At 67.3% G+C, this 21,813-nt stretch carries 18 protein-coding genes and 4 pseudogenes; 7 read left to right on the top strand and 15 right to left on the bottom strand.

Annotated features, from left to right (window positions below):
• Nucleotides 1–15 precede the first annotated feature (15 nt).
• Nucleotides 16–303 (top strand): hypothetical protein, encoded by a 288-nt coding sequence (locus OG884_RS25740; RefSeq protein WP_326637012.1) that lies wholly within the window; start codon nucleotides 16–18, stop codon nucleotides 301–303.
• 235 nt (nucleotides 304–538) lie between these two features.
• Here OG884_RS25740 and OG884_RS25735 read toward each other — a convergent pair.
• The 4 genes and pseudogenes from OG884_RS25735 to OG884_RS25720 all read right to left on the bottom strand — a co-directional run.
• Nucleotides 539–832 (bottom strand): annotated as a pseudogene (locus OG884_RS25735) (response regulator transcription factor); the annotation flags it as partial.
• Complete coding sequence (locus OG884_RS25730) at nucleotides 739–1,950, bottom strand: sensor histidine kinase (RefSeq protein WP_326637010.1); 1,212 nt, start codon at nucleotides 1,948–1,950, stop codon at nucleotides 739–741. The pseudogene OG884_RS25735 and the gene OG884_RS25730, both read right to left, overlap by 94 nt.
• A gap of 10 nt (nucleotides 1,951–1,960) precedes the next feature.
• Nucleotides 1,961–2,758 (bottom strand): ABC transporter permease, encoded by a 798-nt coding sequence (locus OG884_RS25725; protein WP_326637009.1) that lies wholly within the window; start codon nucleotides 2,756–2,758, stop codon nucleotides 1,961–1,963.
• A gap of 2 nt (nucleotides 2,759–2,760) precedes the next feature.
• Nucleotides 2,761–3,561, bottom strand: a pseudogene (locus tag OG884_RS25720) (ATP-binding cassette domain-containing protein); the annotation flags it as partial.
• Nucleotides 3,562–3,635: 74 nt separating this feature from the next.
• Between OG884_RS25720 and OG884_RS25715 the strand changes: the two are divergent.
• The gene (locus OG884_RS25715; protein ID WP_326637007.1) at nucleotides 3,636–5,153 is read left to right on the top strand and encodes a recombinase family protein; all 1,518 of its coding nucleotides are present in this window, start codon (nucleotides 3,636–3,638) and stop codon (nucleotides 5,151–5,153) included.
• A 1,501-nt stretch (nucleotides 5,154–6,654) separates the two neighbouring features.
• Here the strand turns inward: OG884_RS25715 and OG884_RS25710 are convergent.
• Complete coding sequence (locus tag OG884_RS25710; protein ID WP_326637005.1) at nucleotides 6,655–7,149, bottom strand: hypothetical protein; 495 nt, start codon at nucleotides 7,147–7,149, stop codon at nucleotides 6,655–6,657.
• A 785-nt stretch (nucleotides 7,150–7,934) separates the two neighbouring features.
• A complete protein-coding gene (locus tag OG884_RS25705) occupies nucleotides 7,935–8,318 on the bottom strand; it encodes a hypothetical protein (protein WP_326637003.1) in 384 nt (127 codons plus the stop codon).
• 380 nt (nucleotides 8,319–8,698) lie between these two features.
• On the opposite strand from OG884_RS25705, the gene OG884_RS25700 reads away from it, so the two are divergent.
• Entirely contained in the window at nucleotides 8,699–9,919 is a 1,221-nt protein-coding gene (locus OG884_RS25700) for a hypothetical protein (protein ID WP_326637001.1), read from the top strand.
• On the opposite strand, the gene cutA is transcribed toward OG884_RS25700, so the two are convergent.
• The 4 genes and pseudogenes from cutA to tnpA form a co-directional block, all read right to left on the bottom strand.
• Nucleotides 9,882–10,217, bottom strand: a complete 336-nt coding sequence (cutA, locus tag OG884_RS25695; RefSeq protein WP_326637000.1) for a divalent-cation tolerance protein CutA — start codon at nucleotides 10,215–10,217, stop codon at nucleotides 9,882–9,884. The genes OG884_RS25700 and cutA overlap by 38 nt on opposite strands.
• Nucleotides 10,218–10,622: 405 nt before the next feature.
• A pseudogene (locus OG884_RS25690) lies at nucleotides 10,623–10,745 on the bottom strand (ABC transporter ATP-binding protein); the annotation flags it as partial.
• A 105-nt stretch (nucleotides 10,746–10,850) separates the two neighbouring features.
• Nucleotides 10,851–11,597: a hypothetical protein gene (locus OG884_RS25685; RefSeq protein WP_326636998.1), complete on the bottom strand. Its 747-nt coding sequence runs from the start codon at nucleotides 11,595–11,597 to the stop codon at nucleotides 10,851–10,853.
• Nucleotides 11,598–11,706: 109 nt separating this feature from the next.
• The gene (gene tnpA, locus OG884_RS25680) at nucleotides 11,707–12,135 is read right to left on the bottom strand and encodes an IS200/IS605 family transposase (protein WP_326636996.1); all 429 of its coding nucleotides are present in this window, start codon (nucleotides 12,133–12,135) and stop codon (nucleotides 11,707–11,709) included.
• A gap of 33 nt (nucleotides 12,136–12,168) precedes the next feature.
• Between tnpA and OG884_RS25675 the strand changes: the two genes are divergently transcribed.
• Nucleotides 12,169–13,320 carry an RNA-guided endonuclease InsQ/TnpB family protein gene (locus tag OG884_RS25675; protein WP_326636995.1) on the top strand — a complete coding sequence of 384 codons (1,152 nt, stop codon included), beginning with the start codon at nucleotides 12,169–12,171 and terminating at the stop codon, nucleotides 13,318–13,320.
• A gap of 67 nt (nucleotides 13,321–13,387) precedes the next feature.
• On the opposite strand, the gene OG884_RS25670 is transcribed toward OG884_RS25675, so the two are convergent.
• Nucleotides 13,388–14,383, bottom strand: a complete 996-nt coding sequence (locus OG884_RS25670) for a LacI family DNA-binding transcriptional regulator (protein WP_326636994.1) — start codon at nucleotides 14,381–14,383, stop codon at nucleotides 13,388–13,390.
• Nucleotides 14,384–14,463: 80 nt separating this feature from the next.
• Between OG884_RS25670 and OG884_RS25665 the strand changes: the two genes are divergently transcribed.
• Nucleotides 14,464–15,165 (top strand): alpha/beta fold hydrolase, encoded by a 702-nt coding sequence (locus tag OG884_RS25665; protein ID WP_326636991.1) that lies wholly within the window; start codon nucleotides 14,464–14,466, stop codon nucleotides 15,163–15,165.
• Here OG884_RS25665 and OG884_RS25660 read toward each other — a convergent pair whose 3' ends face one another.
• The 4 genes and pseudogenes from OG884_RS25660 to OG884_RS25645 all read right to left on the bottom strand — a co-directional run.
• Nucleotides 15,166–16,875, bottom strand: coding sequence for a glycoside hydrolase family 3 protein (locus OG884_RS25660; RefSeq protein ID WP_326636989.1), 1,710 nt, complete (start codon nucleotides 16,873–16,875; stop codon nucleotides 15,166–15,168).
• A 176-nt stretch (nucleotides 16,876–17,051) separates the two neighbouring features.
• On the bottom strand, nucleotides 17,052–17,753 hold the full coding sequence (locus tag OG884_RS25655) for a pentapeptide repeat-containing protein (protein ID WP_326636987.1): 702 nt from the start codon (nucleotides 17,751–17,753) through the stop codon (nucleotides 17,052–17,054).
• Between the two features lie 179 nt (nucleotides 17,754–17,932).
• The gene (locus OG884_RS25650) at nucleotides 17,933–19,453 is read right to left on the bottom strand and encodes a glycoside hydrolase family 3 protein (protein WP_326636985.1); all 1,521 of its coding nucleotides are present in this window, start codon (nucleotides 19,451–19,453) and stop codon (nucleotides 17,933–17,935) included.
• Nucleotides 19,454–19,738: 285 nt separating this feature from the next.
• Nucleotides 19,739–19,933 (bottom strand): annotated as a pseudogene (locus tag OG884_RS25645) (acetyl-CoA C-acetyltransferase); the annotation flags it as partial.
• Between the two features lie 123 nt (nucleotides 19,934–20,056).
• Here OG884_RS25645 and OG884_RS25640 point away from each other — a divergent pair.
• Nucleotides 20,057–20,746, top strand: a complete 690-nt coding sequence (locus tag OG884_RS25640; RefSeq protein WP_326636983.1) for a TetR/AcrR family transcriptional regulator — start codon at nucleotides 20,057–20,059, stop codon at nucleotides 20,744–20,746.
• Between the two features lie 86 nt (nucleotides 20,747–20,832).
• A complete protein-coding gene (locus OG884_RS25635; protein WP_326636981.1) occupies nucleotides 20,833–21,516 on the top strand; it encodes a DNA alkylation repair protein in 684 nt (227 codons plus the stop codon).
• The last annotated feature ends 297 nt before the right edge of the window (nucleotides 21,517–21,813 follow it).

Genomic DNA, 21,813 nt, shown 5'->3' with positions numbered 1-21,813 from the left:
CTCGGGAGCCGAGCCATGGACGTGCGTGATCCGCAACAAGTGCAGTACATCCACCTCGTACGACTCGGCTGGGACCTGCGGGTTCTTGGGGTGGCTACCTCGGTGGTCGTTCCCGCTGCCGGGGCGCCGTTGCTGGAGATCATGTCTCCCAGCGGGGTTCGGGTTCGGATTCAGGTCGCCCGCCGGGCCTGCGGCTGGGTCTTCGTCTGGCGGCCCTGGTGGTCGGTGACCTGGCGGCGTGACTGGATCTGGGCCGAGGCCGACAACGCGGCCGACATGATCGCGTCGGCGGTGACCGCGTGAGCGCGCGGGGACAGGACGGCCCCAGCACGGCGGAGGCGGCGATCAAGCACTGGGACGGGCTTCGGATCGTGGGTCAACGTGACTTTCCCGGCATCGCGCAGTCGTCGGGGGCCGCCCGCAAGTGGGTGCTGGGAATCCTGGACGGTCACGCGACCTCGTTGGGGAACGCTCGTCGTCAACAAGGTCCGAAATTAGGTCAGACTCCACCGGGAGGTGCTTATCAGCATCATCGCGGTCAGTCGTCGAGGTAGCACAGGATGGCCAGCACCCTGCGGCTGTAGCTGGGGTCGCGGGGTAGGTCGAGCTTGTCCATGATGGCGTTGATGTGCTTTTCGACGGTGCTGAGCAACACGTGCAGGCGTTCGGCGATCGCCGCGTTGACGTAGCCCTGCGCGAGGTGTCGCAGCACCTCCGTCTCGCGCCTGCTCAGCCTGCTCAACGGGTCGGCGTGGGTGGTGCGGGCGAGCAGTTGGCGGACCACCTCCGGATCGAAGACCGTGCCGCCGGCGCGTACCCGCTCCAGAGCGTCGCGGCGACCTTGGTGGGGCCGCCTTCCGGACTGTCGACGGTGAACACTCCGTCGAGCGCCAGGACTCGCCTGGCCAGCCCGGAGAGCCCTCCCCCCGAGGGGTCCGCGCCGCCCCTGCCGTCGTCCGAGATCGCCACGCTCACCGTCCGCTCGTCCTCTGTCAGCATGACCAGGATGTCACGGGCTCCCGCGTGCTTGATCGCGTTGGTGATCGCCTCACGGGCGGTGAAGTACAGGGCGGTCTCGACTGCGGAGACGGGCCGGTCGGCCAGCCCGTAGTGCACGGTCACCGGCATGCTCGACCGTTCGGCGATGCCCGCGAGCGCGGCGCGCAGGCCCAGCTCGTCGAGTGCGGTCGGATAGATCCGCCAGGCCACACTGCGTAGCTCGTCGAGGAGCCGACGCGACTCGGTGTAGGCCTGGCCCACCAGCTCGGCGGTCCTGGCCTGGTCGGGGCTGTGCTGGGCACGGCCGAGCAGCATGGCCAGCGCCACCCCCCGTTGCTGCACGCCGTCGTGCAGGTCGCGCTCGATCCTGCGCCGTTCGTCGTCGACGGCCCGGACGATGCCCGCGCGGGTCGCGGTCAGTTCGGCGATGCGCCTGCGCATCAGCTCCTGCCTGCCCGGTCCGAGGAAGTGGTCGGCCAGCCGCCGTGCGACCGCTCCCACGGCGAGGACCCCGAGCGTGACCAGAGCCAGTAGTGCCCCCGCGCTGGTCAGCCCGAGGATTCCGCTGGTGGTGACCAGCTTCACGCCGGGCAGGTTCACCGGCACCGCCTCGGACTCGCCCCAGAGCAGGTCCCACAGTCCCCCGAACAGGAGCAGGCCGCCAAGGAACAGACCCGCCGCGCAGCCGTACCCGCCCAGAACACCCAGGGCGGCGCGAGCGGCGAGAAAGCCGTAGCCGCCGGCCGTCCGCGTCGTGTCGTGGCCCAGCCACCTGGCCAGCCGAGCCCGTTCGAGTGCCACCAGCCGGGCCAGGCCCCGGTCGGCTGCGGGCCGCGTGGCCGCGATCAGGGAAGTCGGCCAGGCCAGGCAGAGGAAGGCCAGCTCGACGACCCCGAGGACCATGCCCACGAGTACCCCCACCAGGGTGCGCGCGATGCGGTTACCTGACACGGCCCGAAGTCTAGGCATCACGCCGGCGCAGCACGACATGGCCGGCCGCCACCGCCACCGCCGTCCATGCCAGCAGCCAGACCAGACCTTCTCCCGCCCCGTAGGGCATCGGGCCGCCGGTCAGGTTGTCGGTGCTGCCCATGAAGGCCAGGCCGGCGAACAACGGCATGCGCAGGGACACCTCCAACGCCGCCGGACCGCCCGCCATCAGCAGCATCAGCGGCAGGCCCATCAGCAGCATGAACACCACGGTCAGGGTGCCCGCCGCGCTGCGCACCGCGGTGCCCACGCCGAGCGTCATCACCGACACCAGGGCAAAGAAGGCACCGACCCTCAGCAGGTCGAGCGCGACCTCGGCGAGCGGCAGCGTCACATGGCCGCCGAACAGGTCGGTGGACAGCACCGTGTAGACGACCGCTGTGGCCACGGCCCCGGACAGCACTCCGGCGGCGAACATCACCGGTCCCACCACCAGCGCCTTCGCGGCAAGCACCCGGCCGCGGATCGGCGTGGCCTGCAACGTGCTCCGGATGCCGCCCGACGCGTATTCCGAGGTGATCGTCAGCATCGCCAGCGCGACCAACGCGAACTGGGCGAACGACGTCGCCGAGATCACCGGCTCGCTCGCCGGAAAGGGGGTTCCGCCGCCCTCGGCACGGAGCATGTTCCTGGCCGTCGCCCCGCCCAGCATCAGCGCGCTCGCCACCATGAGCATCGCCGCACCGGCCAGGCACAGCCAGGTGGAGCGGACCGACCACAGCTTCGTCCACTCCGCGCCGACCGCCTGGCCCAACTCTCTGGTCCGCATGTTCACACTCCCGCTTCCCGTGTTCCGTACTCCACGCTGCTCGCGGTCAGCTCCTGATATGCCTGCTCCAGCGAGGCCTCTCGGGTACGCAGCTCGTGCAGCCGGATGCCCGCCTCGTACGCCAGGTCGCCGACCTGCTCGATCGTGGCACCGGTAGCGACGAGCTCGTTCTCGCCGAGCCGTTCCACCGTGATCCCGGCACCGCTCAGCCGTGCGGACAGGTCGGCCGCGTGCGGGGTGCGGACGACCACGGCGGTCAGGGAGTTGCGTCCGATGACCTCCGCCAGCGGCGCGTCCATGATGAGCCGTCCCCTGCCGATCACCACCAGATGGTCGGCGGTGAGCTGCATCTCGCTCATCAGGTGGCTGGAGACGAACACCGTGCGGCCCTCCTCGGCCAGCGAGCGCATCAGATGGCGCACCCAGCGCACACCGTCGAGGTCCAGGCCGTTGACCGGTTCGTCGAACATCAGCACCTCCGGATCGCCCAGTAACGCGCCCGCGATACCGAGCCGCTGGCTCATGCCCAGCGACAGCCCACCGGCCCGCTTACCCGCCGCATCCGCCATCCCGACCTGCTCCAGGACCTCCGTCACCCGGCTCCGGGCGATGCCGTTGCTGCGTGCCAGCGCCACCAGATGCGCCCGCCCGCTACGCCCGGGATGCAGCGCCCGCGCGTCCAGCATGGCGCCCACCGTCCGCAGCGGGTTCCTGATCTCGCGGTACGGGACGCCGCCGATCAGCGCCGTGCCCGCGGTGGGGTGGTCGAGCCCGAGGATCAGACGCATCGTCGTTGACTTGCCCAACCATCGAATTAGGCACTTCTTTTAGATAGGCTGTGATCAGGCGATCAACCAAGGGGAAGGGGCAAGGGATCATGAGCAACCGAGCGGTTTTGCTGGCGAGGATCAGCGACGCGGAGAAGATCAAGGCCGACGACGGCACGGCCCAGCTCGACACGACCGGCGTTGACGACCAGGTCCAGCGACTCACGGCACTCGCCACCGGCAAGGGATGGACCGTGGCGAAAGTGATCATCGAGAACGACATCAGCGCGTTCAAGCGCCGTATCGTCATGCTTCCCAACGGCCGCAGCGAGATGCGCACGGTACGGCCCGGCTTCCGGGAAGCTCTCGACTACCTCACCAGCGACCGAGCCGACATCCTGGTTGCTCTCGACCTTGACCGCGCCATGCGCGACCCGCGCGACCTCGAAGACCTTATCGACGTGGTGGAGAGCAACCGGCCACGGGTCCGCGCCGAGAGCGTCACGGGATCTTTGCGGCTCAGCAATGACGCCGATGTGACCATGGCGCGTGTGATGGTCGCGATGGCGAACAAGAGCAGTCGTGACACCGCACGGCGCGTCAGTTCCGCCCGTGAACGCCAGGCCGCAGCCGGAGAGTTCGGAGGCGGACGACGCCCCTACGGTTTCGAGGCGGACGGGGTCACCGTACGGCCCGACGAAGCGAAGATCATTAACGGGATGGCCGATGTGGTTCTCCTGCCGACGTTCGGCCAGCCCAAGGGACCGAGCATGAAGAGCATCGCGCGTGATCTGCGAGAGAAGAACGTGCCGACCGCCGACGGCAAGCCATGGCGACCCACCTACGTGCGTGATGTGCTCATGCGCCCCCGTAACGCCGCCCTCATGGTCCACAGGAAAGGCACTGGCCGTAAGACCTACACCCCCGCCGACGTGGTTGGACAGGCCCCATGGGAGCCGATCATCTCTCCGGAGATCTATTGGGCGGTCGTGGCCAAGCTCGCCGACCCCTCTCGCCGGACCAACCCCGGACCCGCTCCCAAGTGGTTGGGCAGCGGAATCTACCGGTGCCCATGTGGTGATGTCTTGCGGGTCCACAGTGCGGGTGACAAGGCCGACCGGCCCGTCTACCGATGCCAGAGCACCGGCAAGGGACACGCCACCTGCCCGCAGGCCGAGCTAGACGACCTGGTCGAGACCCTGGCGATCGTGATCCTTGCCAGAGACGCCGCCGACCTGATCAAAGCGCCGACGACCGACGTGGACGTGCCCGCCCTTCGAGCCGAGGTGATCGCGACGCGTCAGCGCAGGACTCGACTTGTCGAGGACTACGCCGAGGAGGTGATCGAGCGCCCCGAGTACCTCGCAGGGGTGAAGCGCGTCAATGCCAAGATCCAGCGCCTCGAAAGCCGCCTGAATGACGTGACCGACACGTCCCCGCTGGCACCGTTCGCGGGCGTCGAGACCGAGGCCGAGGCCCGCAAGGTCTGGGAAGGTCTGGGCATCGGTGCCCGCCGGGTGATCATCGCGGCGATCATGACCGTTACCGTCCAACTGGTAGGACGCGGCAAGCGCCCGCGCATCACCGAGCGTGTCACTATCGAGCCGGTGAAGCCCGCCATGTCGTGATGATCCCCGCACGCGCGAAGATGCCCCCGCCGAGTCGTTCACCGGCGGGGGCATCCCCGTTTCCTACAGACCGTTACGCAGCGTCAGCGCTACCAGGTCCCGCTGATCTTGTGTCAGCCGAGGCCACCCCTCGACCAGTGCCCTCGCGTACACAACAAGATCATCTTGGGGTTCCGGCGTGCTCCCACCACCGAGCCCCCCACCGTCTCGCCCTGACGACCGTTCCCCGTGCCCACGTCCCGCCGCAGCCGCTACCCCTGCCCCCTAATCTCTTTGACCCGCCCGCCCACCCAGACGGAAAGGTGCCTTCGGCGCGCTCTTCCCGATGCGACTCTCCGCTACCCGCTTGAGACCCGTCCCGCAAGCCAGGCATACACGACTCTTCCCGTTCACCCCCCTTCCCCCCGAATCAACATACGCATATAACGAATAAGCCCCATATCGCGCTCCATGCGGACAACCATTAAAAGCCATTTGGCCAGCCGTAACGCGGCGCTTGATTGGTTCGTCAACACCCAGCGATCCGCCCTCAGCCACTCCCGACACGGCTCCCCGAGTTGCCGAATTAATTCACGGCACGCCAGATCCCAGGTGACACCGACCCGCCGAGCCCTCAGCCCCAGCTCACACCCCACGACGCCCACGCCCCGGATGAGTTGCCGAATTAATTTCAAGTCCCCAACCCAGGTGATCCGCACGACCAGACCGGCCATCCAGACCGGCCACCGAGGCCACAGCACGTCCCGAGTTGGCTCAGAGTTTCTTTACTGATTCAAGGCGCCAGCGCTCCGCGCCGCCGCACCCCGAGCCGCCCGACAAGTTGCCGAATTAATTGGCGACCCTCACGACACCCCGCCTCAGACCGTCCCAGCAAGTTGCCGAATTAATCTTATATAGGTCAAGCAGGCGGCAGCGCTCCGCGCCGCCGCCCGGCGGGGCATGCCCGCCCCCGCCGGACGGACATCGGGACCGGGCATGCGGCCTGGAGGCCGGTCCCGCCCCGCGCCCGCCCAGCGGGAACGGGCAGACCCCGCCGCCCGCCGCACCCAGCTCCCGCCGCACCGAACGCACCCGCCGACCACCAACGCGCAGCCGCCCAGGCCCACGACGACGAGATGACGTACACACGGCCAGTACGTCATTTCGGTGACGTACCGATCACCAGAGCCCTTGAGATTCACCCGCCGGTAAGCCGCTCCGACCACCGGCCCCAACCGCTACGCGGCCCCTACGGGGTCCTTCGGATTGGCGCCGGCCGCTCCGCTCCGTAATGATCATGAAAGGCCCCGCGGACACCATAAAAATGATCTTGACCGCAAAGCCCCCGGCCAGTCACCGCACCGGGGGCCGCACCTCTCTAGCGGGCCAATCGGCTACCTAACAGCCGAACTACCCGATCCCGAACACGTCTCGCGAGTTCCCAACTTCTGATGCATCGGAACTGTTTGCCCAGGGTCCGCACTCACCCTTGCGCCACACGTTGGACACCTTCCACTAGCCATTAGACAACCTCCAGCACGTTGAACTCCGGATGGAAATTCGTCTCCTTCCCATTGGGAAGCGTATACAGGAAGTGAATGTAGCAGTTTGCCCCGCTATGGAACCCGACATTGATTCCATACTTCTGCCCCTTACCCACGAACGGGCGAAGACTCTTGATCTCTCTGTTGCCACTGTTGGTGAGCAGCACGGTTAGATAGCGCTCGACACTTTCGACGTTCAGCTTCCCGCCGGTGATCAGCACATCTACGCCGGGAACCGGCTCAAGCGCCTCACCTTCAATAACCTTCTCGTCTTGCCCGAAGTCCTCACCGCCAGGAGGAGAAGAGCGAACGATTTGAAGCATCACCCGCGCGCCCGTCACAAACTCGATTTGCAAGCCACACGGCTTAGACGTGAACGCGATTTCATCGAACGTGGCAACGCTCTTTATCGAATCGCTCCCACTACCGGTGAGCTGATCTTTCATGAACATCTCAAAGCGTTTGGGGCGCATCGTTCCTTTTCTCCCTGCTGAACCGCTGGCGATGAATGAAGGGTCAGAGTCTACTCCCGCTCATCGTGCGGTCATGAAGCCTCTATCTACCATGGACAGGATCAGGGCATATCCTCATCAGTCCTGATACAGGGTCGTAGACGCTGCTCCTTCCCTCGCATGTGGGGCAATTCGGGTTAGGTACCCAGGCCACCATGATCTCCTTTCGAGTGCTGTGCGTCCCCGAGACAGACGGGACGACGACACGGGTGGGGCTGACACCGCGCCGCCAGCAAGGCGATGCTCGGAAGGTGGGAGGGGCAGCCGCTGTCGACCACCCCTCCCCTTACGTCCCATCCGGCGCCCCGTCCTGAGCACCATCACGCGATGGGAGACACGGGCGAATCACGTCTTCCCCCGTACCTCACACCACCCATGGGGCTCACAACTCCGGCGGACAACGGGGAGATCTCCACGAGCGCCCTCAAAACTCAGGAGACCTCCCCGGCCAGGTGCGACGGCCAATCAGCGTGGGGATGACGCACCGCCGCACCAGCTCTGAAGATCAGCTAGCGGCTAGGACACCACCCGCAATGGCACACGGCGCCAGGGCTGGCGTTCCAACCGTGCCTCAGCCTCCAGATTGCGGGCCAGCTCCGCCAAGGACGCCCCACACCGCACATTGGACAGGCCATGCTCAAGTCCGTAGGACGAGAGGACAACGCGCCGTACGGCATACCAGCCACCCCCCACCGCCTCCGAGATGCTCCAGGTCCGCCCATGGAGCATCACCAACTCCGCCACGCTCACGACCGCTCACCCGACCGAGCGGCGATGATCAGCGCGACCACCTGTTCCGGGTGCTCGCTTCTCACCGTCTGGAGTGCAGGACCTCCACGGACGGCCAGCATGTAAGAGCCCGAGCGCTGCCCCACGGTCACTGTGGCATCGCGCCATCCCTGCGGACCGATCACGGCCAGCTCAGGCGGGTGCCGCTCCACCGACGACCTCACCGGGGGGTCAGGCCACGGTCTGTCACGGTTGACAGACAGTTCCAGATTGATCGTGTTGTGACGGTGGGCGCGGACTCCCTGCTCTAGCAGGAGCTTTTGAACGACGGCCAACGCCCTGTCCTGATTCTCCGCTGCGGCCTCGTCAACAAGAGGCGGGATGCCTCTAGAGTGATCCACAGATCGCACCTCCGATGTGCGGTTTAGGGACCCGTACGGCGTGTCAGCGCCTGCGGGTCTCGCTTTTTCTGTGCTCTCATCACATCGCCGAGAAGCATGCACGGACAGGACGGACTAGAGGAGACTGGAGGAGACAGACAGTCCTCCTACCTCCCAGAGGTAATGCGATGGTTAATGTCCCAACTTGGGCGTTGCGGCTACGTGCCGAACGGCGCAACAGGCTCTGGTCTCAGCGGGACATGGCGCGTGCGCTTACGGAGGCTGCCGACGAGCGCACTCGTGACTACTTGCCAAGGCGAGAGTCCATCGTGCGAATGATCAGAGATTGGGAGGCAGGCAGGCACAAGCCCAAAGATCCCTATCGGCTGCTGTACTGCCGTGTGTTCGACGTAGACGAGGCCGAGCTGTTCCGGAGCGGTGCCACAAGTCTTGCACAGCGCGATCCATCCGCAGAGATCGATCTCAACGAAGACCCGTCGAACGGATATCAGCAGCTCCAGCCTCTGCCAACACCTGTTACCGCGATCCATATGAGTAATGAGAAGCTCAACCCACTCGTACTTGCATGGACTGTGGGAAGGCTTGACCAGCGCATGGACCGGCGTGCTCTACTGCAACTTGCTGCGACCGTCACAGCGAGCGCAGCACTTGACCCAACAGAACGTCTCCTGCGTGCACTCACCGGAGACCACCGACCCGACAGCGTAACTGTGAGCCATCTCGAAGCCCGGACGAGGGGATTCCACCGGCTAGAAGAGCACTTTCCCGCGCATGTCCTGAATCCAGCGCTCATGACCCATCTAGGCGAAGTTAGCGCACTCCTTGAAAGCGGCCCACCTGAGGCTCTACGGCAGCGCCTTGCCGTCACCGTGGGAGAAAGCGCAGTACTCGCTGCCTGGTTCGCTTGGGAGATGAGGGACGCGAAGCGGGCCGCCTCGATCTCACGTCTAGCCGGTTTGGCCGCCAAGCACGGCCACGATCCAGCGATAGCAGCAGTGTGGACGGGATATCGCACCTACATGACCGGAAGCGACAACGCCCATGGTGTACGGCTGGCGGCAAATGCACTTGAACGACTTGGGGACGCTGCCCCGGCAACACAGGCTTGGCTCCTTGCTCGGATGGCCGAAGAAGCCGCATTGGTCGATGACCGGAATACTGCACTAACTGCCATTGCCAGAGCCGACGAGGTTTACGCCGAAGCCGACATTAACGCCCGACCTTGGACATGCTTCCTAGATGCGGCCCGTTTCGCCTCGATGAAACTCGCAGTTTACACCCGTGTGCACCATGAAGAGAAATCCGTCACCGCTTTGGACGCCATCATGACACATCTTGGCCCAGAGCCAGAGATCAAAAAACTATGCGTCGTCAAAGCCGATATGGCCATCGCTCGCATTAGGCTAGGCGATATCAAAGAAGGCGTAGCTTACGCTCGGTCCTCGCTGGCTGCCACCGATGCCATGGCTTCACCGCTTGGTTGGGATCGGCTCGACCAGGTGGCCAAAGAACTCAGAGACTCCCGCGCCACTGCTGCCCGTGAGTTTCGGGCCGAATACATCGCTACCCGGCCAAAGGTGACTCCGCCGTCTCTGACTTAATCCAGGTCAAGTAGTCCGCCAATCCGCCCTCAATTGGGATGGCTATAATTTCTGGCGTCTCATAGGAATGTTCAGCCTTCACCACTGAGATGAGTTCGTCCAGACGATCCTTGCTGGTCTTCATAAGGATCAGGAACTCTTCATCCCGCTGAACCTTGCCCGCCCACCAGTAGACGGAACTGACCGGTCCGGCGATTTGCGCGCACGCCGCCGCACGCCCCTGCACAGCAGCATTACAGATCTTTTCCGCCTCTTCCCGGGTTCCAGCGGTCACGTGTACCTCAAGGTAAGGGGTCATGTGATCAGCTTACGTGTGGCTGCCCTCCTCAGCCATCACCTCAAAATGCCTCCGGCGGGGGCGCTCAGCTCCGGGATGAGGAGGAGCGCGGTGCGCGGGTTTGGTGGTGGCTGAGGTCTGCCTGATCATCCCGTCCGCCACGACCCAGGCAGAGCCCAGCAGCCCGACTCCTACGGATCAAGCCCGTCTGTGACCGATGGCATCCGATGATCGAGGAACGGCGACCAGTGAAGGGACACGCAAAGACGGGCTTGACCCTCCGTCCCCGGCCCGCTGCCGCTTCGCGGTTGGGTCGAGGCAGACGGGATGATCAGGCAAAGGGGAAGACATGCGGGAAGGTGTGCGGTCAGGCTTAAAGCTGGGGCAGACTACCCAAGTCGAAAAGAACTGTCACAATTCGGCGTCGGTCTTGCCCGCCCCGTTCGGCCCGAGGAAGCCGGTGACCATGCCGGGCCTCACCTCCAACGACAGGTCGTCGACGACCATCCGGTCCCCGTAGCGTTTGCATAAACCTTGAAGTCTGATCACGTCGGCCAACGCTAGGCAACCGACGGCCACGGCCACCATGGAGACGAACCGCCGACTTCAATGGCGGGAAACCGTAAAGACCTGTGTCTCGATACGCGCGCCCTCTCAGTCGTCCTCCTCGGAGACGAAGCTCAGGATCTGCTCCACCACGAGATCCGGCCGATCCATCGGCAGTGCGTGCCCCGTCCGGGGCACGATTTCGACCCGGGCGGCCGGTACGAGGCGCGTCACCCCCTCCGCTGTCGTGCGGGACTTGTGCAGGGCGCTACGTGCGGCGAGCAGGCACAGGAAACGGGTCCGCAGGGTCCGCAGGGTGCGCAGCTCGTCGTCGCCGAAGACCAGGGCGTCCGGCAGCCGGCGGCGGTATCGGGCGACCGCCGGAATCAAGCTCATGATCTCTGTCTCCAGGATCGTGCCGTTGGCAACCAGGCGTGCCAGGCGCGGACGGAGTGCGCGAGGAGCCAGACCCGCGAGCGCCCACCCGTAGAACCGCGGCCCGGGTAGCGCGAAACCGGCGGGATCGAGCAGGACAAGGGAGGCGATCCGGCCAGAGGTGTGGAGCCATTCGCGGGCATCTCGGTCATGGCCAAGGTCGGTATGCGCCGCCCCGATCAATCCCGCGAGGCGAGCCGCGGTGACATGCAGGTCCCGCTGATGAGGATGGGTCCGGCACAGTTCGGCGAGCGCGGCTATGTCCGGAGTGAGGCCGGTCAGTAGTTCAGCCGGTGGAGTGTGGCCGTAGGTGCTGGCATGACCAATAACGACATCATGCCAGTGATCCACATCGGCAGTGCTGATAGTGACGCCGAGGTGACTGTCGAGCCCTTTGCGGACATCCTCCAAGGTGATCATTGGGACTGCTGCTGCAAGGCCCAGGAACGTGCGTCGCTTCAACAAGATCTAGCCAGGAATCCCGGCCGTTCAGGGCCAGGAGGAATGGCTTCCCTTCCTGGCCCGGACGCTAGTCCGGGCGGTTCTGGCTCTCGATGTACTCGCTGATGATCTCCAGTGGTGCGCCGCCGCACGAGCCGGCGAAGTACGACGGCGACCACAGGTGACCGTGCATGATGTGCCGGTCGATCCGGCCGGTGAACTCCTTGCGCAGGTAATGCGCCGAGACGCCCTTGAGCCGGTTGACCAGAGTCGAGATCGACAGCTTGGGCGGGTAGTGCACAAGCAGGTGCACATGGTCTTCCTCGCCGTTGAACTCCCGCAGGGCCGCGCCGAGCTGGGCGCACACCTCCCGCATGACCTCCTCGCAGCGGACGAGCATCGCATCGTGAAGGACATCACGCCGATACTTAGTGACGAAGACAAGATGAACATGAAGGTTGTAGACGACGCTACGACCCCTCCTCACATCAGGGTCTGGCTCCCATCGAGGTGACATAGATAAGATGATACCCATCATAAAATCCCAGGGATGAAGCTGGTCGTACAGGTGAAGCTGCTCCCCGACGCCGCCACGGAAGCGGCGCTGCGGGAGACGCTGACCCTGTGCAACCGGGCCGCCAACCACGCATCCCGCCGCGCCTTCGACACCGGCACCAAGAACAAGACCTCCCTTCAGCGCCTCGTCTACGGCGACCTGAAGGCCATGGGCCTGTCCGCGCAGCCCGCCATCCACATCACGCGGAAAGTCGCCGGGGCCTACGCCACCCTGAAGGCCAACCTGAAGGCCGCAAACCACGGCCCGAACGGTTCCACGCGGCGCACCAAGGCCGAGAGCAAACCGATTCGGTTCCGCAAGGACGCCGCGCAGCCCTACGACGACCGGTGCCTGTCCTGGCAGTACGACGCCCGTACGATCTCGATCTGGACCGCGCGCGGACGCTTCGGCCGCATCCCCTTCGCCTGCTCGCCCGAACAGATGAAGTTGCTGACCGCCTACCGCAAGGGCGAGTCCGACCTGGTGTTTCGGGGCGGCTCCTGGTACCTGTACGCCACCTGCGAGGTGCCCGAACCCCAGACCTTCGAGCCCGACGGGTTCCTCGGCGTGGATCTCGGCATCGCCAACATCGCCACCACATCCGATGGCATCGCCCACGCCGGCAAGCACCTGAACCAGGTACGGCACCGCAACCGGCGGCTGCGCCGACGCCTGCAATCCAAGGGCACCAAGGCCGCCAAGAGGCTCCTGCGCAAGATCTCCGGCCGGGAAGCGCGCTTCGCGGCCGACACCAACCACCGCATCTCCAAGACCATCGTGACCGAGGCGCAACGCACCTCGCGCGGCGTCGCCCTGGAAGACCTGGGCGGCATCCGCGCAAGGGTACGGCTCCGCAAGCCCCAGCGGGTCACGCTGCACTCTTGGAGTTTCCACCAGTTCGGCTCCTTCATCGCCTACAAGGCGGCCCGGGCAGGGGTGCCGGTGGTGTACGTGGACCCGGCCCACACCTCGCAGGGGTGCTCGGCATGCGGCCACGTCTCGAAGAGGAACCGGCCCGATCAGGCCACCTTCCGATGCATGTCGTGCGGCTTCGCTGAGCACGCCGACGTGAACGCGGCCCGTAACATCGCCGCGCGCGGTGTCACGGGCTGGGCAGTGAGTCACGCTGCCGACGACGCGGCCTGAACCGTGCACCCCATGCACGGTGAGGAGCTGCAAGCTCGACCCCTCCAGGGCCGAGAAGCTGACCTTGTTACGTCGTCTCTCTGACCACCAGGCGCGGCGTGTAGCGGCTGAGCACGGTCCGGGGCCCGGCCGCACGCTCCCCACGGATGATCTCGTCGACCATGGCGACCAGCTCGCCGGGCGTCGTGGTCGGGTCCACGTGCACACTGGTCAGCCTGGGCCGCATCAGCCCGGCGATGACCAGGTCGTCCGCCCCGACGACCGCGACGTCCTCGGGCACCCGCACCCCGGCGTCTCGCAGCGCGCTGACGACGAGCATCGCGTACTCGTCGTTGTAGGCGAAAACACCGTCCGGTAGGTCGCCCCGCGCGGCGAGGCGCGCCGCCTCGTCCTCGGAGAAGGCCAGGTCGATCCGCTCGGCACCGGGCACGACCTGGCACACGCCGCGCCAGCGGCCGGCGCCCATCTTGTCGATGCCCTGCTCACGCGGCACGACGGCGGCCAGCCTGGTGCGGCCCCGCGACACCAGATGCTCGGCCGCGCAGGCGCCGATGGCCTCCTGGTCGTACAGTGCGACCGGCACGAGCGGTGAAGGACGTTCGGCGCCGAACCCGATGACGGCCTTCACGCCCGAGGCCTTGAGCAGTTCGACCGCCGCCTTGGTGAGCCTCTCCACCTCGACGAGCACGGCGACCGGCCGCAGCTCGGCCCACGACCGCGCGGCGGCGGTGCCCTTCAGCCGGCGCTCGCCGTACTGGATGAGGGTGTAACCGCGCTCACGCAGCTTGTCCTCCATCTCGTCGAGCAGGTCTTGCGCCAGTCTGCCGGTTCTGGCCGGGGAGAGCGGGAGCAGGACCAGGCCGCTGTGCCCGGTGCGCAGCGCTCTGGCGCTGGCGTGCGGGACGTAGCCGAGGCGGGCGGCGGCCTCCCTGACCCGTTCGCGGGTCTCCTCGCCGACCCGTGCGCCGGGGCTGTCGTTGAGCACGTAGGAGACCGTGGCCTGGGAGACTCCCGCAGCGCGCGCCACATCGACGCTGGTCGGCGGCTTCACATGGGAGGTCACGGGTCTCGCTCTCTTGTCTTGGCCTGTCCTCGCATGTTATCAACTGCTTATACGTATAACTTGACCCTGGAGAGAGTTGAATGCAGCTGCACACCCGTGAGTGGGGCCCGTCGGACGGCAAGGTCGCCGTCCTGATCCACGGCATCATGGCCGATTCCCAGTGCTGGTGGCGGGTCGGCCCGCACCTCGCCTCCCTGGGCTACCACGTCATCGCCGTCGACCTGCCGGGACACGGCCGGTCGCCGCGCGCCGAGACGTACTCCCCCGAGCTGTACGCCTCCTCGGTGCTGGAATCCGTGCCCGCCCGTCCCGAACTGGCCATCGGCCACTCGCTCGGCGGGCTGACGCTGGCCGTGGCGGTCGAGCGGCTCAGGCCGGCTCGCGCGATCTACTCGGACCCGGCCTTCCGGCTGCCGCGCATGGAGGGCGGCGCGCCGATGACCGACATGATGGCGCAGCTCAAGTACGCCACCGTCGAGCAGGTCACGGCGATGCACCCCGGCTGGACCGCCGAGGAGAACGCGGTCGAGATCGAGATGCTCAAGCTCTGGGACCCGCGGACCGCGCTGTCCCTGGGCGAGATCGCCGGCTTCGACCACACCCCCGAACCGGTCGTGCCCTCGCTGGTGCAGCTCGCCGACCCGAGCTTCGTCGTCCCCCCCGACCAGGCCAAGGACCTCGAGGCCAGGGGCTTCGAGGTCCGCGTCGTCAAGGGCGCCGAGCACACCATCCACCGGCACCTCTTCGAGGACTTCCTGACCGGCCTCGACGGCTGGATCTGACTAATAGCTCAGCCCGTGCCCGAACGGGTAGAGCGGGTCCTCACTGTCGTACGGCATGTCGGAACGGCTCGCCTCGACCGCGGCCATCGAGCGAGGCAGCTCGTATGGCAGGCGCCCGAGCGGCGACCTGCGTCCGAAGACCACGTCGAGAAAGACCGCGTCGTTCGCGCCGAAATCACCGAGCACGGCGACGGCCCCCTCGGCGATCTCGGGGAAGACGGCGGGCCGTTCCAGGTACACGTCCACGACCGTGTCGGCCTTACTCTGCAACGCGCGCAGCCTGGCGATCTCCGCCTCGGGGAAGGCCAGGTCACCCGCGTGGAAGAACGACTCGAACATGCCGGGACGCGGTTCGTACGGCGCCGCCAGTCGTACGAGCGCGATGTCCGCCTCCTCCGGAGTCGCCACGATCGTCCCGTAACCTGCGGCGGTCTCGGCGTCGACGCCCTCGACGTACATCCTGAGCCCCTCCACCAGCGGCAGCGGGCCGTTCTTGAGCAGGGTGAGCGACGCGCTCTGCGCCTCGACCCCCGCCTGGACGAAGTCGGCGCGGCCGACGATCTCCTCGGCCCGGTCCGGGTCCGCGAACGGGTCGTCGAACAGGCCGAGCACGAATTTCTCGCGCAGCAGGCGGCGTACCGAGACGTCGATGCGCTCCTCGGCGATCTGCCCGCTCCTGACCAGCTCGATGACCAGTTCCGGGCAGGCCTCCCCACCGAACTGGTCGATCCCGGCGTCCAGTGCCTTCTTCGCCCGCTCCAGCGGGGTGAGGTGTTCCACGCCCCAGGCACGGGCGGCCACCGGCTGCCCCATGATCACGTCGTCGGTGAGCAGGCCCCAGTCGGTGCAGACGATGCCGTCGAAGCCGTACCGCTCGCGCAGCAGGCCGGTGATGACATCCTTGTTGAATCCGAACCCGACCTCTTCGTACGGCGTGCCGACCGGCATGCCGTAGTAGGGCATGATCTGCGAGGTCCCCGCCTCGAAGGCGGCCTCGAACGGCTTGAGGTGGTAGTCGAAGTTGCCGCCCGGGTAGACCTGCTCGCGGCCGTACGCGAAGTGCGGGTCCTCGCCGTCCTTCTGCGGGCCGCCGCCGGGGAAGTGCTTGGTCATGCAGGCGACGCTGTCCTTACCGAGGCGTACCCCCTGGAAGCCCCGGATGTATGCCTTGACCAGCCGGGAGGTCAGCTCCGCGTCCTCGCCGAAAGTGGCGTTGGCGCGCGCCCAGCGGGGCTCGGTGGCCAGGTCGATCTGCGGGTGCAGGGCGACCCGGATGCCGACGGCGAGGTACTCCTGCCGGGCGATGTCCGCGAACTTCTCGACCAGGGCCTCGTCGCCGATCGCGGCCAGCCCCGTCGTCTCCGGCCACTGTGAGAACGCTCCCGCCATCATGGCCGCGCCCGGGTTGCTGGAGAAGGAGTGACGCGGGTCGGTGGAGATCGTCACGGGGATGCCGAGCCTGGTCGCCTTCGCCCGCTCCTGTACGGCGTTGCTCCACTCGGCCATCTCGCGCCCCGAGGCGCTGCCGAACAGGTTGAAGTGGTTCATGAGCCGGCCGTCGATCATGTCGGTGGCCGAGGGGATGGGCATGATGTCGCCCATCGTCACCATGGCCTGGAAGAGCAGCCCCGCCTTCTCCTCCAGTGTCATCCTGCCCACGAGGTCGTCGACACGCCGCTCGACGGACAGCTGAGGATCCCGGTAGTCCACGATGCCACCTTTCGTTGATTATACGTATAATCACTCGACTCAAGCATTGTTTCAACACTTCAGACCGAAACGCAACAACACGGCTGGCCGGGGCGATCGCGTTCACCGTGACGCCGTAGCGGCCGAGTTCGGCGGCGGCGACTCGTTTCCCTCCGCCGGGGTGGGCCTCGGTCGGATCAGTTCACGGTCAGCCCCCGGGAGGCGAGGATCAGGGCGGCCTGGGACGGGCTGATGATCGCTCCGCGCAGCGATCGGAGCCGGGTGTCGTCGACCTCGCCGAGGTCCAGGCCGCGCAGGTCTGCCATGGTGAAGACCGTGTCGACGGTGCGGGCGCCGATCATGCGGCAGTCCTCGAACACGGCATTGGTGAAGTCGCAGTTCGACAGGTTGGCCTCGTCGAGGCGGGTGCCCCGCAGGTGGGCGCCTCGGAACGAGCAGCCGATCAGGTCGGCCAGCATCAGGTTGGAACCGTCGAACCGGTAGCCGATGCCCCGGCAACCTGTCAGCACCGCGCCGATCATGCGGCAGCCGGTGAAGACGACGTCGGTGAGCAGTGCCCGCCCGAAGTTCGCGCCCGACAGGTCGACGTCGGTGAAGGTCGCGTCGACGAGTTCGGCGTTCGCGAACCTGAGCCCCGCTCCCCCGCCGCCGGAGAAACGCGCCCCGTCCAGATCCGTACGGCGGAAGTCGGCCCGCTCCAGCACGCATCCCTCGAACGAGGCCCCCACGAGCGGCGCCCCGCTGAAGTCGGTGCCGGTGAGGTCGCACTCCTTGAAGACGTAGGGTCCCTCACCGGTCAGATGCTCGCCGAGGGAGAGCCTCGCCAGATCGACCCCGTTGATCTCCCGCTGGTCCGCCAGCAACCGTGCCACATCCATCCGGCGATTCAAGCAGCCCGCCCCGACAGAATCACCGAGACCGCACGCTCCCCAGAGGGGAGCCGTGTCGGTCGGGCGACGCTCGCGGGCTCCCGCTGATTCACCCGCGCCGTGCGCCGACACCGTACGCCATACGCCGGTGCCAACGCCGTACGCCGACGCCGGAGACGAGCCGTCGGTCAGGCGGTGCCCGGGTCCCCGGCGAGGAGTTCGGCGGCGGCCTGGCCGCAGACGCGGGCGGATCCGTGGGTGGCGATGTGCACGGCGCCGAGGTCGGAGCGGCCGGGCAGGCCCATCTCGACCACGACGGCGTCGGAGCGGGCGGCCAGCAGGTGCCGGAGCGCGTCGGTCTGCCAGGGGTGGCGGTGCGCGTCGCGGACGACGATGACCAGGGGGCGCCCGGCCGCGGTGGCGAGTACGGCCTCGATGGCGCTCCCGGTGGCGGTGGAGGCGTCCAGCCGGGTGACCGTGGTGCCGGGGAGGAGCTTGCCGAGCGGCTCGCCGACACCCCAGGGGGTGTCCTTCTCGATGGCGAGGTTCATCTCGGGGGCGAGTTCGGCGACGTGCGGCGGGGCGGACAGAGGGAAGGCCGCGGTCGCGGAGCGGCGGGTGACCCGCAGCGCGCGCCGGGCCGCGGCCAGGCCGATCGACGCGTCGCCGGAACCACCGGAGGCGGCGCGCGCGGGCGTGTCCCGGTGGGCGGTCGCGGTCCAGCGGGCGAGCTCGCGGACGCGGCGGGCGGCGTCGGCCAGCCGTTCCTCGGAGAGCCTGCCCTCGATCACGGCGTCCGCGATCGCGTCACGGACCGCGATCGCGGTCTCTTCTCCGGCGTGTTCGCCGCCCACACAGATCGCGTCGGCGCCCGCGGCGACGGCGAGGGCCGAGGCACCGCCGATGCCGTACGGGCCGGAGACCGCGGTCATCTCGATGCCGTCGGTGACGATGACGCCTTCGAAGCCCAGCTCGACCCTGAGCAGGTCGTGCAGGACCCGGCGGCTGAGCGTGGCGGCCATCACGGGGTCCAGCGCGGAGACGAGCAGGTGGCCGGTCATGACCGTGCGCACCCCCTTCTCGACGGCCGAGCGGAAGGGCCGCAGCGCCACGTCTCGCAGTTCCCCGGCGGCGGCGGCGACGAGCGGCACACCATGGTGGGAGTCGACCGAGGTGTCGCCGTGGCCGGGGAAGTGCTTGGCGCAGGCCGCCACGCCCGCCGACTGCATGCCCCGGATCCAGGCGACGGTGTGCCGGGCGACAAGGTCGGGGTCCGCGCCGAAGGAGCGCAGACCGATGACCGGGTTGTCAGGGTTGGAGTTCACATCCGCCGAGGGGGCGAAGTTGAGGTTGACGCCCGCCCGGGCCAGGTCGCGTCCGAGGTCGGCGGCGATCTCCTCGGTGAGGCCGGTGTCGTCGACCACGCCGAGGGCGAAGTTGCCCGGCCGGGTGCTCCCGCCGGCCGCCTCCAGGCGGGTGACCTCGCCCGACTCCTCGTCGATGCCGACGAGGACCTGGGGGTTCTCCTCGCGGAGCGCGGCCGTCAGGTCGGCGACCTGGGAGGGGGTGGCGATGTTCCTGGAGAAGAGCACCACCCCGGCCAGCCCCTCACCGAGTCTGCGCCGCACCCAGTCGGGCGGGGTCTTGCCCTCGAAACCGGGAAAGACGACGGTCTCCGCCAGACGGAGCAGCTCTGGGCCGCGCTTCATTCACCACTCCTCGCCTGACGACCGGTCGGCGTCCCATGCCGAAGGCGCGCAGACCCCACGTTGTCCCGAACCTCCGGGGAAAGCGCTCCCACGGCGGCTTGGCGCAAATCTAATAGGAAAGTTTCCTAATTGCTAGTGGGCTGACCATTGGCCTTCGAGTAAAGGTCTACAGGTCTCGACGAGGGTGGGTTGAAGATCGGCCGACGGGGACGGCGGGTGGGGCGGCCTCGCCCGAGGCGGTCAGAGCCGTTCGATGATCGTCACGTTGGCCTGGCCGCCGCCCTCGTCGCCGGCCTGCGGGCCGACGGTGTCGACGCACCCGAACACGACGTCGTCCACGGCCTCCGGGGCCACGCCGGTGCACCCGACAAGCTCGCGGATGACGTGGGCGCCCAGGTCGGCGGGGTGTGCGTCGGCGAGGCCGCCGTTCCTGCGGCCCACCGGGGTACGGACCGCGCCGACGATGTACGCCTCGGTCATGCCTGATCCCTTCGGTGTTCGCCTGACAGCAGGCGTAGCAAGCGCTTGGTTGCAGGCAGGGGATGGAACGAGCTGGCGCGTTCAGGTGAACAAGCGATTGCGCAAGGGCTCATAATGAGAGGCGTGAACACGCGAAAGAACTCCGGCGGCACGACCACGACCTCGGTCAAGCGCCAGGGCGGGACCAAGCGCGCGGCCGCCTCCGGCTCCGCGTCAGAGCGCCGCGACCATCTCGTCAAACTCGCCGCCGAACTCTTCGCCCGCAAGGGCTTCCAGGCGACCACCGTCCGGGAGATCGCCGAAGAGGCCGGCATCCTCTCCGGAAGCCTCTACCACCACTTCGACTCCAAGGAGACGATCGTCGACGAGGTGCTGGCCACCTTCCTCGACGACCTCGTCGGCCGTTACCGCGCCGCCCTCGAACAGGACGGCGACCCCCGCACGATCCTCTCAGAGATGGTGCGCATCGGGTTCAGCACTTTGGAGCCCCACCGCGCGGCGATCACCGTCATGCAGAACGACTGGAACTACCTGCGGTCGCTCCCCGGTGACCGCTTCGACTACCTGGTCAAAGCCGAGGACGAGGTCGAGCGGATGTGGGTCGGGCAGATCAAGCTCGGCCAGGCCGCCGGCCTGTTCCGCGCCGACGTCGACCCCAAGCTCACCTACCGCATGATCCGCGACACCATCTGGGTGGCGGTGCGCTGGTTCCGCCCAGGGGGGCGCCTCAACACCGCCGGCCTCGCCGAGCACTACATCACCGTCCTGTTCGACGGCCTGGCGACCGGCGAGCGGAGCAGCCAGAAGGCCTGACGCCCGTGAGCGAACCCCGCGCGGCGAGCGACGCGGCCTGTGAGAATCGAGCCGTCCGCGAAGCGAACGGGAAGTGGTGGGCAAGCATGGAGATACTGCAGAAGGCCGTGCGCATGGCGCTCACCGAGGTGGCCGACCCCGCCAAGGCTCCGGTCATGCGGGCCTACATGAAGTCGGAGATGCCCTTCCTCGGCGTGCAGGCCGCCCCCCGCCGCGCGGCGCTGAAGCGGGTCTTCATCGAGTACTACGTCGAGACGGCGCCCGCGTGGCGGGAGGCGGCGCTTGCCCTGTGGCACGGGGCCGAGTACCGCGAGGAGCGCTACGCGGCGATCGAACTGACCGGCTTCCGCCTCTACCGGGGCTTCCAGACGCTCGACGCGCTGCCGATGTACGAGGAGATGATCGTCACCGGAGCCTGGTGGGACTATGTCGACGACCTCGCCGTCCACCGCGTCGGCGGCCTGCTGGCGGCCTTCCCCGACACCATGCGCCCCCTCATGCTCCGCTGGGCCCACGGCACCGACCTGTGGAAACGCCGGACGGCCATCCTCTCCCAGAACCGCTTCAAGTCCGCCACCGACACCGGCCTGCTGTACGCCTGCATCGAGCCGAGCCTGTCGGACAACGACTTCTTCGCCCGCAAGGCGATCGGCTGGGCCCTGCGCGAGTACGCCAAGACCAACCCCGGCGAGGTCGTCCGCTACGTCGACCACACCGGCATCAGCGGCCTGAGCCGCCGCGAGGCCCTGAAGAACCTTCCGGTGCGTTGACCCGCGTTCCACCCGCACCGCCGATCTCCCTCCGGACCTCCACGGTGACCGTCGGCCCGTTCGCAATCTCCCGGATGGAATACGGGCATGAGCTCGGGAGCCCACGTTCTCATGTGGCCGACTCATGTGGCTGACCACGGCTCTCGTCGTCCGAGAGCGTCGACGACGCCGATCGGGGGCGGCATGGGCCGGTACCGGCCCCCGGCGGGCGCTACGTGAGGGCGCCCGCGGTGAGGCCCTTCTGGATCTGGCTCTGGAAGAGCGTTTGAACTCCTCCCCGGCCCGAAGGCCGGAGAC

Origin of the sequence: Streptosporangium sp. NBC_01755, assembly GCF_035917995.1 — a bacterium.
GTDB lineage: Bacteria > Actinomycetota > Actinomycetes > Streptosporangiales > Streptosporangiaceae > Streptosporangium.
This window is presented reverse-complemented; position numbering and strand designations above follow the sequence as displayed.